This window comes from Streptomyces araujoniae (genome assembly GCF_050871195.1).
Taxonomy (GTDB): domain Bacteria; phylum Actinomycetota; class Actinomycetes; order Streptomycetales; family Streptomycetaceae; genus Streptomyces; species Streptomyces bacillaris.
Map to the genome: position 1 here is coordinate 3,514,121 of NZ_CP194070.1, position 12,805 is coordinate 3,526,925.

A 12,805-nucleotide genomic window follows, 5' to 3' on the forward strand; every position below is an offset into this window, starting at 1 on the left:
CCTTCCCGAGTACCTGGGTCGTCGCGCGTATCCCACCGCTGTGGTCTCAGCCCTTGGTGGGCACGTCCCTGGCCGCGTAGTAGGCGTGCAGTGCGGCCTCGCTGCCTGACCCCAGAGCGGTCATGATCCGCTGGAAGCGGGCGGAGCGGAGGTCGCCGGCCACGATGATGCGGGGGTGCTGGTCGGTCGGCGGGCAGTACCCGTCCGGGCCCCGGGTCAGATCGCCGAGCGGGGCGGTCGGGGCGTTGCCGATGCTGAGGTAGGCCGCATCCGCTGTGATCGTCCGCCGCGTGCCGTCCTGGCTCACTGCTTCCGCCCACACCGATGTGCCCTCTTCGGCCTTCAACGTCAGGTGCTCGACGGGAACGAGGGTGACCCGGGAATCGTCCCGGATCTCCTCGATCTTGTACGCGTCGGCTGCCGGGTACGCCACGAGCAGGCGGGTGTCTGTGGTCGGGTGGGCGCGCAGGAACGTGCCGATCGGGCGGTCGCCGCCCAGGACGAGGAGGGTGTGCCCTTGAGCGTCGTCGGCTTCGGCCTCCCAGAGCGGGGGCAGGACACCGCCGCCGGGAGCGGTGATCCAGGTGACGTCGTGGGGCTGGAGGGGGCCGACGCCGGTGGCGACGACGGCGTACGGAGCTGTGAGACGTACACCGGTGTCGACCGTGGCGGTGACCCGGTCGTCTTCGGCGCGGAGTTCGGTGACCCGCCTGCCGAGTTCGAGCCGGCACAGCTCGGTGCTCTTCAGCTCCGCCACGATGGCGTCGGCCAGGTCGGGGCCGTTGGTGTGGCCGCCGAGGACGTTGTTCAGGGCCGGGATCCGATAGAGATTGCGGCACAGCCGGTCCGGCTCGACCAGGATCGAGCGCATGCCCACGCCGGCGGCCATGCGGGCGGCGGCGCAGCCAGCCGGTCCTCCGCCGATGATGATCAGGTCGGTGTCGAGCGGTGTGTCGGCCATGAGGCTATTCCAGCACCGGGTCGGCCCCACGCGTATCGAGTTGGCACATCACATGCTCGACGTCCACGAGTTGGCCTGTTCCGATCAGGCGCCGAGCTACGAGCAGACCGGCGTCGTGGACGTCCGGGCCGGCGTCGCTGGCACAGGCGTCCGTGACGATCCAGGGTGCGTACCCGTGCTCGAAGGCGTCTGCAGCGGACTTCAGAACGCAGCTCTCGGTGGCGATTCCGCAGAAGACGAGGTCGGTCCAGCCGGCCCGTCGCATCAGTTCTGCGGCCTCGGGTGTGAAGAGCGTGTATCCGGTCTTGTCGACGCCTGCGTGCGCGTGGCCCGCCGCCTCGGCGAGCTCCGGAACGATGTCGGTCTCGGGTGGTTCCTGGAGCCGGCGCCACTGGAAGAAGCGCTCGTAGGGGCTGTCGGGATAGTTGAAGTACCGGGTGAAGACGACAGGGCGCCCGGCGGCGGACCATCTGGCGACGAGGTCGGCGACGGCGGGCACGACGTGGCGACTGTGGTGGTTAACGAAGCCGTTCTGCATGTCGATCACGACCAGCGCGGCACTGCTGATGTCCATCGGCTCTCACTCCTGCCCGTTCTCAGCCGGCGCTCTCGCGTAGAGCTTCCTGCGCGGTGCGCAGCCGTTCGGCCAATCCGCTGGTCTTCATGATGGCCTCCCGCATCAGGACGTGCTGCGCGGTCTCCTGAGCACGGGCGGTGGTGAGCCGGGAAGCGGCGGCACGCAGGAATCGCCAGCCGTACCGCTCCGGCATGGAGGGGTCCTGGCCGTCCTCGACCATCTGCTGGATGTGGCGGGTGAAACACCACAGGGCCTGGACGGTCAGCTCGCAGGCGACCAGCTCATCGGTGGTGAGGCTGCGCTCGCTGGAGTGGGAGGCGTAAGCGACGCCGGACCAGCCGGCGTAGGCGGTGGACACTCCCCGTACGCCGAAGGAAACGATGTCCGGGTGGTCGAAGCCCGTGGCAAGAAGAGACTCCTCGACCGTGCAGGCCAAGGGCGCGGGACCACCCGGGGCCCCGCGGTCGACCAGAACCGAGGGAGTGGAGAGCAGGCGCAGCGCGGTGTCGTAGGCGTCCCCGGCCCACGGACCGGAGGTGAGGCAGTAGAGGGAAAGGACGTATTCAGGGTTGGGGGCCCCGGCGTGGTCCCCTTCGAGGAGTTCGCGGATCCTGTCCCGAGCCCACGGAAGGTCGGACGCGTAGGAGCGGTAGCGCCAGACGGCCAGGTCGGTCAACGCGGCAGGTTCGTGCGGCTGGACAAGGTGGAAGACGGCCACCCCGCATGCGAAGACGTGCAGGACACAGCTCTGCGCCTCGGGGTGGTCCAGTCGGGTCGAGGAGGACTCCAGCCACTGAGCGCCCTCACTCGGTGTCAGATACTCCCGGAGTCGGCCGGCGCGCTCGACACCGATGAAGACCGGCAAGAACTTATGGGAATCGACTTCTATCCGTCCCGTGACAGGTGCAGCCTTGTCGCTCATTCCCAGCGCTTCCGCGAACCGGGTTCTCGCGTCGTCGGGTGCGCGACCGAGCGCGGTGTCAAGAATTCCCTGAGACTCCGCGCGAGGCTGATAGCCGGCGCCGCCTGCCTCCCAGTTCGACACCGTGCGGTCGCTGACCCCGAGGTACGCGGCGAAGTCCCGCAGGCTCATGCGCAGGGCGTCGCGTAGCAGCCGGGCTTCCCGACCGGACCATCTCTGCACCGTGACCACCATGGCACCCCCCGTCCATCACCCGGTGGAACGACCGAACGACCAGCGTAGCCAGCCTTGTTCAGCAACAGTGCGGCATTGCTGCAGCATCCGTACATCACACTCCGCAACCGTCTTGCTCCATGCTGAATCCACCGCGCCGGGGCCGGCCACCACCAGGCAACCCCTCCGCCGTTCCCTCCTGCACCACCACCAGAAGGAGCAACCGGCATGACCGACATCGTCAAGCGCAACGCCCGCGCCATCCTCCTCGACGGCGACGAACTGGTCCTGATCAAGCGCACCAAGCCGGGCAGGGAGCCGTACTGGGTGACGGTCGGCGGAGGGGTCGAGACGGACGACGCGACCATCGAATCGGCTCTGCACCGCGAGGTGTTCGAGGAGCTCGGCGGCAAGCTGGCGCGCGCCGAACTGATCCACCTGATCACCGACCAGTTGGAGGGTGGCATCGGCGTCCAGCACATCTTCGCCGCACGCCTGGAGTCGATGGACCTGGCCGCGCGTACGGGAACGGAGTTCGCCAAGCCGGAACGGGGCGAGTACGAGATGGTACGCGTCCCGTTCACCGGCGAGGCGGTCAGCGAACTGAACCTGATGCCCCCGGAGCTCGCCGAGTTCATCGCCGCCAACACGTACGCGATCACCTCCGTCCTCGACACCCCGATCCGCGAGGCGTGAGCAATGACACGAGCTCCGGACTTCGTCAGCCTCAACGGCCCTGACAACGTCGGCAAGACGACCCACTTGGTGCGGCTGGCCGAACGGTGGAACGCTTTCCAGCCGCTGGGCGCGGTCCACGAGCACGATCCCGAGCCCTGGGCACGGGTGGCCGCAGGCGACTACGCCCGGTGGTGGTTCGAGACGTCCACGACCGTCGAGCTGACCGAGATGCTGCTCGCCGGTCATGCCATACGGGCCGCCGCACGCGAGAACGGACGAACGGGTCTGCTGGACCGGGGCCTGCCCATGCTTCTCGCCGTGGCCGCTGCGACCTGCGTGGTCAAGGACGGGCTGACCGTCGGCGAAGCGTTCAAGACCGTGACAGGAATTGCCGGTTCGCGGGCCGCCACACCCGAGACCTCCATCCTCCTGCTCCCGTCATTCGACGCCGAACGCAGTTACGCCATCACCAGCGCCCGCGAGGGCCGCCCCTGGACCGGGATCTACCCGGAGTACCAGAAGACGCTGCACGCGGTCCTGCTCCACCAGGTCGACCACGGTGCGTTCGCCGCGGTCGTCGACTGCGAGGACCGTTCCTTGGACGTCGTGCACAGCGACGTGCTCGATCGCATCGGCCTCAGCCGACTCACCGACGGGAGTCCCGGATGACGCAGAACTCCCCGCCCCTGGTGTTACCACCCAGTCTGTCCCGCACCGTGGCAGCGCTCCCGGACAAGGACAGGAACCGCCTGAACGACACCATCACCCGGCTCCACACCGTCAACGGGCGCCTGTGGGACACCGAGGACCGGGTGCGCGGCGCCTTACTCTCCGCCGCCCAGGTCGCCGACTGCAAGCGGGAGATCGATCAGCTCAACGCCGAACGGAACCTGCTCGCCGAGCGGGCTGACGAGGTCCTCGGATCGCTGGCCGACGCGGGCCGCGCCGACGTACCGCTGCACACCGAGACGCTCGCCTCCGTCGTCGACCGCCTCTCGGTGCTGACACTGAGGATCTGGCACAGCGAGCGGGCGGCTGCCCGGGACGAGTTGGCCCGCCGACGCGTCCCCGCCCTTCACGGCCAACGGGAGGAACTGTGCGCCGCCCTCGACGCGCTGGTCTCCGACGTCGTCGCAGGCCGCCGCCGGCTCCCCGTACCGGCTCGCTTCAAGCTGTACGGCCGGGACGACGCTGCCCCCGCAGAGATCAAGCCGAGTCGGCGTCTGCGCCGGGTCCTCGCCTTCGGTGGACTGAGCGAGTGCGGCAAGAGCACCAGCGCCGAGTTCGTCCAGCGCACCTGCGGTGCGCAACGCTTCAAGATCGGCTTCCTGCTGCGGCAGGCGGCCCACCGGGAGAGTCTCGCGGACCCGTACGCCCTGTCGTCCCGTCGGCAGGCCGAGCTGCTGCTCGGTGAGCTGAACCGTTTCGCGGATGCGCACGTCGACACGGAGCTGTTCACCATCGAGTCCGTCCACGACGACGCCTCGATCACCGAGCTCAAGCGGCTCATGGGCGACGCACTCCAGATCGTCTACCTGGACGCCTCCTTCGCCGTTCGCGTCGAGCGGTCCGGCACTCCGGCGCAGGCCGTCGCCGCGAAGGACGAGATCAAGATGAGCCGTGGCGCCCACCAGGTGGCCGAGCTCGCCGACCACGTCATCGACAACACCGGCAGCATCGCCGCCCTCCGCGCCCGGCTCCGGCGCATCGCCTCCCCGCCCGCCTCCACGGCGCTGCGCGCGGCCACTCCGTACGGGCTGGGACTGCCTGCCGCCATAGCATCGGCGACGGCCGACTTCACCGATGCGGTACGGGCCTACGGCCCCAGCGTTCGGCTCGCCGCCCTGACCGGCAGCCCCGGCGAGGGCAGCTGGATCGCCGGCTGGTCCGACCTGGACCTCCTCGTAATCGCCGAGCACGAGGCCATCGGCCGGGTACACGAGGCCCTGGAGCAGTACCGGACCGCCCTGGGCGGTGCGGCCTCCCTCGGCCCCACCCTCATCACCCCCGGCGAACTGACCGCCCGGCGCCTCACCCCGCGCCTGGCGTTCGTCCTCCACCAGCTCCAGCAGGGCAGCCCTGTTCTGCATGCCGCACCCGGCCTCGAACTGCCGAAGATCAGCAGAGGCGAGCTGGCGTTCGCCGCTGTCCGGGAACTCCCCCAGGTCATCCTGACCATGCGCCGTCTGCGCGCCGACGCGGGGCCGACCGCACTGCGGCAGCTCTACAAGCACCTCGTGCTCGCCTACCGCCTCCTCCTGCGCGAGCACAACCAGTGGGAGTCCGGACCCGATCGGATCCTCGCCGCGGCCTCCCGCATGCCGGGCCTGACGGCCCTCTCGGTGCCCTCCCTGGCCGAGATCTCCAGCGCTTGGCGCGACGGCGAGGTCGAGCTCGTCCTCAAGCCCGTCACCGTGGCCGTCGACCAGCTCCTCACTTGGTACGCCGCCCAGCTCGCCGCCTGAACAGTTCCCCTCTCCTTCCTCGTTCTCCGTCCGACAGGAGCTTCGCCATGCCCGAAACCATCGCCGCGCCGTCCTTCACCGCCCGGATCGTCGAACGGCTCAGCGTCGGAGCTACGAGCCGCCGCGAGCGCGTCATCCATTCCCTGGACGGCCTGGAGCACCCGGTCCACCCCGACACCCTCGCCAACACCGGAGCCGAGCTGTGGCGTCTGCTTCAGGAGCAGGTGCCGGACGGGCTCGGCTCCGTGGACTTCCTCCTCGGCCTGGACGCCGGCGGCATCCTGCCGACCGTTTCCCTCGCCAGCGCCGCTCAGCTCCCGTACAAGATCGCCTGGAAGCTGCACCTCCCGCTCGACGGGGCGGTCCGCTTCAGCGAGCCCCACGCGATGCGCACCGACGTCTTCGCGTACGGCATCACTCCCGGCCAGCGCATCGTCATCGTGGACGACGAGATCACCACCGGCCGGACCCTGGCTGACCTCACCCGCCGCCTCCGCGAGGCCGGCGCCGTCCCGCTGGTGGCGGCCTGCCTGGTGGAGGACACGACCCGCGGAGCCCGCGACCTGCTCACCGACCTCGGTCTGCCGCTCGTCTCGCTCACCACGATCGAGGGCGCGGAATGACAGCTCTGGCCCCGGCGGGGATCCGGTTCCACCACGGTTCCCTGATCATCCCCGCCGGGGCCGTCCACACCACCCCGCTCGGGTACGACCGGGCCAGCGTTCCCGTCGGCGCACCGCTACCCCTGGCTGCCTCCGCCGAGCTTGTCCACCGCCTGAGCGGGTGCGGCGAGATCGTCGTGGCCTTCGAGGGGAAGCTCGGTGACACGCTCCTCGCACTGTCGGGGGTCCGCGCGGTCCTCGACTGGCTGCGGCTGCGGTCGGTACGCGTGGCCATCCGGGCGGTGGGTCCGTACGCAGGGCTGATCGCCCGCACGGGGCTGATCACGCAGCCCCAGGCCACCGCTCCCAACGGCTGGCGAGCCGTGATCGGCGACCGCACGGGCGTTGAGGCGCACGGCTCGGAGGAGGCGGTGAGCCTGGTGCTCGACCCAGCCGCCCCACCGTGCTGGTCGAGCGACGGCCGCGCCCACCCGGACCTGCCCGCCCGCCACTACCTGGCTCTGGAGCGCCGCCTAGGCATCCGCCTGCCCGGCGCGGCTCCTTTCGCTCCCACCCTCGCGACCGGGCCGAACAACCTCGTGGAGGAGCTGCGCTCCGTGGGCTGGCTGGGCAGTCTGACCATCGCCGCCATCACCGCCACCAGTTGGCCGGAGCGCAAGGACTACACCGCCCAGCGCTACATCGCCCTTGCCGAGCACATCGCCGAGGCACAACAGGCCCAGGCCCGGCTGCTGCTCATCGGCGGCAACCCAGGCCACGGCCTCCGCGTCACGGCGGAGGCTCCCCGGCGTCACGTGCAAGCCCTCCACATCAACGGGATGCCAGCCGACGGCCTCGTCGACCTCTTGCCGCACTGCCACCTGATCGTCGGCAACGACACCGGCCTCACCCACCTCGCCGCGATGACGCGCGGCGACCAGGATCGCGGCGGACCGCCGGTCATCGGCCTGTACGCGCGCCACAGCCACAGCAAGTGGCGCACCGGCCTGTCGCACCACCATGCCGTCGCCACCAACCTGTCCGACCGCATGCATCAGGGCGACCTCTGCCCCGTCCGAGACGCCATCGCCCCGGACACAGACAGGCATATGGACGCCTTCCCGCCCGCCACGCTGGCCCAGGTCGGCCTCGAACTACTCAACAAGGTGGGGCGATGACCTCCCAGCCTCTCTTCCGGGTCGGGACGGTGCGGCACTTCACCCGCAACCTGCTCTGCCCGCTCGACCTCTTCGGCCACTCGCTGCTCCTGAAGTACACCCGCAACCGGGCCGAGGCTGGCGAGGAGATCAACGGCCACGCCCGCCTGGCCCGGCACTACCGCGTCCCCGCCCTCCACTCCCACCTGCGCGTGCCGGGCGGGTACCTGCTCGCGTACGAACGCCTGCCGGGCGGCACCGACCAGGGACTTCTGCTCGACCTCCTCAACACAGTCGGGCCGACCAGCCACCTCCACACCTACATGGACCAGCTCACGGCTGCGTACCAGGAGGTCATCCTCACAACGGCATGGCCGACCGATCCGGCGCACGTCGTCCGCAAGCTGTACTGGGACCGCGCGGCACCCGGCGGCCGACTCGACACGTACTACGCCGGCAAGGACTTCCTGATCGCCGACGGCCTCGTCGACATCCCGGTATCCCGCCTCAGCACTTACGCCCTGAAGATCAACGGCCGCCGACACCACCTGGATTGGGCCGCCGCCCTCCGTTGGCTGCGCGCGCACTTCGCTACGGCAGAGTCGGTCTGGGCGGCCCTCACCCAAGGCGACCCCACCGATGTCAACCTCGCCCATCCGCTCGCCTGGTTCGACTACGACACCGCGGGAATGAACAGCATCCCCGGCGAGTTCGCCAACTTCCTCTGGTACGCCTCCGCTCTCGGCGGCTGGCTCGTACCCACCTACAACCCGATTGCCTTCGCCGACCACCCCGCCACCTTCACCCACGTCCCGGCCAACACCCCCGAGATCCGACGAGCGGCGATCGACCACACCACCAGCACCATCCACATCGACTACACGCCGCGCCTCTCTGCACCTCGGCGAGCCGCCGTGACCGCGTACTGGAACAAGCTCGTACGACCAGTCGCGGACCGTCTCTGGCCAGGCGAGGACCTGGCGAACCTGCTCCGCCCCTACCTCGCCATGCGCATCCTCGGCGTCTACAACCTGGCCGACCTGGCCTCCGAGGACCGGCTCGTCCTGCTCGCCCGTCTTGCGGAGGCCATGAGCCCCGCCTTCGACCCCACCACCTACTTCTGCCCGCTGGAGTCGCCATGCCCGGCCCCCTGAACGGTCGCACCGCCCTGGTCAGCGGAGCCACCGGCGGCCTCGGCTCGGCCATCGCCCGCCGTCTCGCCGCCGACGGCGCCACCCTCGCCCTCGCGCACTTCGACGACGACCTGGCCGCAGCCGAGCTCACCGCCCACATCGCCGGCAGCGGCGGCGCCGCAATCAGCCTGGCAGCCGACCTCCGCGACGCCGAGGCCGTACGCGCCCTCTGTCACCAGGCCCACGACCAGCTCGGCCCGATCGACATCCTGGTCAGCAACGCCGGCGCCTACCCGCGCCACCCGTGGGCGGAGACAACGCCGACTCACTGGGACGGGGCTCTGGCCTCCAACCTGACCAGTCACTACCTCCTCGCCCACGAGCTGACCGCTGCCATGACGGCCGCCGGCTGGGGCCGGATCATCACCATCGGCTCGGTCCTCGCCACGGCGGGCCGTCACGACCTCGCCGGCTACATCAGTGCCAAGGCCGGCCTCGAAGGACTCACCCGTGCCCTCGCACGCGAACTCGGCCCCGCCGGCATCACCGCGAACTGTGTCGCCCCCGGTTCCATCCGCGTCCCCGCTGAGGACACCGTCGTCGACGATCCGGAAGCCATGACCGCCCGGCAGCTCGCCCGCCAGTGCGTCCAGCGCCGGGGCCGCCCGGAGGACATCGCCGCAGCCGTCGCCTTCCTCGCCACCGAGGACGCCGGCTTCATCACCGGCCAGACCCTGCGCGTCGACGGAGGCTGGATCCTTGGCTGACATCTGGCTCATGCGCCACGGCGCCTACGAAGGTCACCGCCCCGGCTACCACGCCCCGCATGAAGCCGCCCTCACGCAGGAGGGGCGCGAGCAGGTACGCCGCTCCTTGCCCCTCCCCGACGACATCACCGCAATCGTCACCAGCCCCATCCCCCGTGCCCGGCAGACCGCCACCCTCGTCTCGCACCTCACGGGCCTGCCGATCGTGGCCACCTCCGGCCTCCTTGCCGAATGGCGCGCCCCGAGCATCGTTCTCGGCCGCACGGCCGAGACCTACCCACCGGCCTACCGCGCCTGGCGAGCCCGCCGCCTCGCCAACCCCTCCCTACGCTGCGAAGACGGCGAAAGCCTCACCGACCTTCACACCCGTGCCCGCCGCTGCGCCGCCTTCCTCCACCACACCTCTGGGCGCCACGGCTCCCTCCTGGCCGTCTCCCACGCACTCCTCCTCGGCGTACTCTCCCACCTCCAAGAAGGCCCCGCCGCCTTCACCACTGCGGCAAAGGCGCCCCTGCAGTTCGCCGAGACCCGTCTCTTACCCGCCCACCAACGCGTGGGACCTGATGTTCGGCGACCTGCCCGGTAAACGACTGGCGATCCGACTACTACGCCCGGTGGAAGACGCTCCTACCCGTACGTCTCCTTCCAGCGCTCCCGGTGCCGACGGTCTCCCTGCCCCGTACCGTTGACCGCACTGAGCGACAGCAGCGAGGCACCGTTGTTCCACAGACCGAAGTGATCACGGTGGACCGCCAGGATGTTGTTCTCCGCGGCAAACATCTCCGCCGGGCCGCTGAAGTAAGTGGTGGCCACGAAGATCGCCACGTCGGCCTTGAAATGCACCTTCGCGCCTAGCAGATCCCTGACCTCCCGGCTGGGGATCTTGCGCTTGGGCGCGTATCGCTTGCACTGGATCACCATGCTCCGCCCATCGGGAAGGTGCCCCAGCACGTCAGCCCCATTGTCGTGTGAGCCACCGACCCTCCGCACATCAGTGCACCCGTCACGACGGCACAGTTTTACGACGAAGTCCTCAAACTCCGTCCCCGTCATCACGTCAATCTCGGCAAGCGTCCGCTGCCCTGCCCGCACGGCCTCGTCATGCCGCCACTGCCGATCACCGCCTCTGATGAACCGATCGGTGCGCCACAGCCACCACCCGCCACCGCCGAGGCTACTGAGAGCAAGTGCACCGACGAGATAGGGCCAGATCACGCCCCAAAACGCCACTACCGCGACAAGACCGAGGCCCCCGGCGGTGGCCCCGATCTTGAGATGCAGCTGCCGACGTCTACGCGCAGCTGAGGTCCGCAACTTCCGTGCCACTGCCGTGCTCCTCCCATGTGCTCTGGCACAGCAGGATCAAGGAAGCAGCGCCGAAGCATCAGGTTGCCAATCAGCCATTGGCTGATTGGCAACTCTTCGCCCACCTGGCTATCGGGCCACAAGAGCGGAGCCTCGCCATGGCCGCACGGGATACGCGCCGGGGGCACCACGGCATTGCTGCGTACAACCAGAAGAACCTCGTCCAGCTACTCACGGAGTCGGGCGACTGCGCCACCATGGCCTGAATCGCATTCTTGTCGTCGACATCGGGAGTTCCTACCGTCCCTTTGCATGGACTCCACGGCCTTCGACGTGATCAAGCGTCTCGGTGACCTTCTGACCGTGCAGGTGAACTCATCGACCGAACTCAGCGCCGGAGTGGAGAAAGCAGCCAGCGCCGTCGACCGCGAGCGGGCGAAAAAGAAGACCTCGAACGAAGGTCATGGTCCGCGCAAGCCGGGTCTGCGCCAACTACCCCGGGCCGAGCGTGATCCCCTATGGGTGACTCCATGGGATGTGCTCGCGACATTCGCGCGCGGTACGGCGTTGGCGCGGCAAGGACGAGGCAGGGGACTGGCTGAGCACTGGCAGGGGCTGAAATACTGCCGCGCCTTCGCCGCCGACCGGCACGGAAGTCTGCGCCTTACCGATGAGGGAAAAGCGCCCGAACTGTCCTATCGGGCCATGCAGGCAAGGGAGCTGGGCCGAGCGTTCGGGCTCGCCGTCGCTGAGTGGGCGCTTCGCGAAAGGTATCCGGACCACCTGATCAGCATTGTCGACGCGGAAACCGTCCTGCTTCCCGGCTTCGCGCGAACAAAGCCGGCCGGGACTCTGGGCGCGAGGCCGCGGCCGGACTTCCTGTTGGAGGCATGGCGTCCCGGTGAAGGCTCCCGAGTCTTCGTGGTGACCGTGAACGGCAACCACCAGGCCGTGACGCCGAAGACCTCCGCAAGCTCTCGCACGACATACAGGCAGCTGGCCCGGGGCAGTGAGCGCGTGGAGCGATTCCATCTGGGGCAGCGGAACGCGACTCCCGCGCTCACGACCTCGACCGAGTTCCTGGCCGCCGCCGGTGTGACGGTGCATGTCCTGCACACGGATGGAGGTGTCGAGCTTCCCTTACGACCGGCGGCCGGTGCGGATTCGGCCGATACGGCCATCGGCCGCCGGACCCTGCCGTACGTGGACTCCGTGGTCCTCCCCAAGGAGCTGGGGGCGGAACGGCACAACGCATTCTTGATCCCCGAGAAGGAGTTCTCGTGGTTCAGCCGCGTTGTCGCCCGGGCGCACGCCGCCGGGCAGCTCTCCCTGGCCGGCGGCGGTGGGACTGTCGGCCAGTATTTGATCGACGAGCAGGGCCGCAAGCACTTCAGCGAGACCGCCTACGCCGGGACTGCCAGTGTCCACGACGCGAAAGCCTGCTTCGCCGGCGAGCAGTACGTCGGCACTGACCAGGTCTTCCGTGTCAACGGCACGCGGGTCGAGGCGTTTTCAGGCATGGCTGCAGATCTCTACGCCCTGCTCGCGAAGGGCAAGGTGGAGGAGTATCGCCGACGGACTTACGAGCGGCGGAATGACTGGCCTGAGCCGGACGACATCGACGACTGGGGCGCGAGTTCCATCCGGCCGGACGGCACCGCACTCGCGATAAGGGTGGTGCCGGAGCCGGCATCGTCCGACGACCGTTCCCGAGGCTGATCCGTACGAAGGAGAGTCCCGGAGGAGAAGCCGGCTCTTGCCGGTCCGTGCCGACTCGAGCTGGTCCGGCGCCTCCCCTCCGGCGCTGGGCGGAGTGGCCGGATGCCGTCCCTCCAGCTCATCCCTGGCTGTCCCACTCGACGGCCTACGTGCCAAAGTCGCTGGACGGGCCAGCAAGCGCATACGCGAAGGCAAGGAGCGGCACATGCACAACGGGGGATCGCCATGGACACTCACTGTGCCCACAGGGGGTGACACACTCCGGCAGGAGCGTCTCACCCGGGATCTGCACGACAGTCTTCGGAG

The 12,805-nt window shown here is 69.2% G+C and carries 13 protein-coding genes and 1 pseudogene; 9 read left to right on the plus strand and 5 right to left on the minus strand.

The annotated features are described in order from the left end of the window. Positions 1–46: 46 nt before the first annotated feature. From ACQ9ZG_RS14855 to ACQ9ZG_RS14870, 4 genes and pseudogenes are all read right to left on the minus strand, one after another. A complete protein-coding gene (locus ACQ9ZG_RS14855) occupies positions 47–961 on the minus strand; it encodes an FAD-dependent oxidoreductase (protein ID WP_109915578.1) in 915 nt (304 codons plus the stop codon). Positions 962–965: 4 nt separating this feature from the next. Then, a complete protein-coding gene (locus ACQ9ZG_RS14860) occupies positions 966–1,535 on the minus strand; it encodes a cysteine hydrolase family protein (protein WP_099217487.1) in 570 nt (189 codons plus the stop codon). A gap of 22 nt (positions 1,536–1,557) precedes the next feature. After that, positions 1,558–2,403, minus strand: coding sequence for a hypothetical protein (locus tag ACQ9ZG_RS14865; protein WP_258312184.1), 846 nt, complete (start codon positions 2,401–2,403; stop codon positions 1,558–1,560). A gap of 162 nt (positions 2,404–2,565) precedes the next feature. Further along, positions 2,566–2,694 (minus strand): annotated as a pseudogene (locus tag ACQ9ZG_RS14870) (helix-turn-helix domain-containing protein); the annotation flags it as partial. A 207-nt stretch (positions 2,695–2,901) separates the two neighbouring features. On the opposite strand from ACQ9ZG_RS14870, the gene ACQ9ZG_RS14875 reads away from it, so the two are divergent. Genes ACQ9ZG_RS14875 through ACQ9ZG_RS14910 form a run of 8 tightly spaced genes read left to right on the plus strand, consistent with a single transcriptional unit; the run spans position 2,902 to position 10,061 of the window. Continuing rightward, positions 2,902–3,369, plus strand: a complete 468-nt coding sequence (locus ACQ9ZG_RS14875; protein ID WP_099217486.1) for an NUDIX hydrolase — start codon at positions 2,902–2,904, stop codon at positions 3,367–3,369. Between the two features lie 3 nt (positions 3,370–3,372). Next, on the plus strand, positions 3,373–4,020 hold the full coding sequence (locus ACQ9ZG_RS14880) for a hypothetical protein (RefSeq protein WP_099217485.1): 648 nt from the start codon (positions 3,373–3,375) through the stop codon (positions 4,018–4,020). Continuing rightward, on the plus strand, positions 4,017–5,816 hold the full coding sequence (locus ACQ9ZG_RS14885; RefSeq protein ID WP_109915579.1) for a DUF4254 domain-containing protein: 1,800 nt from the start codon (positions 4,017–4,019) through the stop codon (positions 5,814–5,816). The genes ACQ9ZG_RS14880 and ACQ9ZG_RS14885 overlap by 4 nt, the downstream gene beginning before the upstream one ends. Before the next feature lie 47 nt (positions 5,817–5,863). After that, entirely contained in the window at positions 5,864–6,439 is a 576-nt protein-coding gene (locus tag ACQ9ZG_RS14890; RefSeq protein ID WP_109915580.1) for a phosphoribosyltransferase domain-containing protein, read from the plus strand. Continuing rightward, on the plus strand, positions 6,436–7,596 hold the full coding sequence (locus ACQ9ZG_RS14895) for a glycosyltransferase family 9 protein (protein WP_099217482.1): 1,161 nt from the start codon (positions 6,436–6,438) through the stop codon (positions 7,594–7,596). Before ACQ9ZG_RS14890 ends, ACQ9ZG_RS14895 begins: the two co-directional genes overlap by 4 nt. Then, positions 7,593–8,729 carry a hypothetical protein gene (locus ACQ9ZG_RS14900; RefSeq protein WP_109915581.1) on the plus strand — a complete coding sequence of 379 codons (1,137 nt, stop codon included), beginning with the start codon at positions 7,593–7,595 and terminating at the stop codon, positions 8,727–8,729. The genes ACQ9ZG_RS14895 and ACQ9ZG_RS14900 overlap by 4 nt, the downstream gene beginning before the upstream one ends. Then, entirely contained in the window at positions 8,714–9,475 is a 762-nt protein-coding gene (locus ACQ9ZG_RS14905; RefSeq protein ID WP_109915582.1) for an SDR family NAD(P)-dependent oxidoreductase, read from the plus strand. Before ACQ9ZG_RS14900 ends, ACQ9ZG_RS14905 begins: the two co-directional genes overlap by 16 nt. Next, the gene (locus ACQ9ZG_RS14910) at positions 9,468–10,061 is read left to right on the plus strand and encodes a histidine phosphatase family protein (protein ID WP_109915583.1); all 594 of its coding nucleotides are present in this window, start codon (positions 9,468–9,470) and stop codon (positions 10,059–10,061) included. The genes ACQ9ZG_RS14905 and ACQ9ZG_RS14910 overlap by 8 nt, the downstream gene beginning before the upstream one ends. A gap of 41 nt (positions 10,062–10,102) precedes the next feature. On the opposite strand, the gene ACQ9ZG_RS14915 is transcribed toward ACQ9ZG_RS14910, so the two are convergent. Then, positions 10,103–10,801: a restriction endonuclease gene (locus tag ACQ9ZG_RS14915; protein ID WP_258312181.1), complete on the minus strand. Its 699-nt coding sequence runs from the start codon at positions 10,799–10,801 to the stop codon at positions 10,103–10,105. A 291-nt stretch (positions 10,802–11,092) separates the two neighbouring features. On the opposite strand from ACQ9ZG_RS14915, the gene ACQ9ZG_RS14920 reads away from it, so the two are divergent. After that, positions 11,093–12,499: a hypothetical protein gene (locus ACQ9ZG_RS14920; RefSeq protein ID WP_146225713.1), complete on the plus strand. Its 1,407-nt coding sequence runs from the start codon at positions 11,093–11,095 to the stop codon at positions 12,497–12,499. The last annotated feature ends 306 nt before the right edge of the window (positions 12,500–12,805 follow it).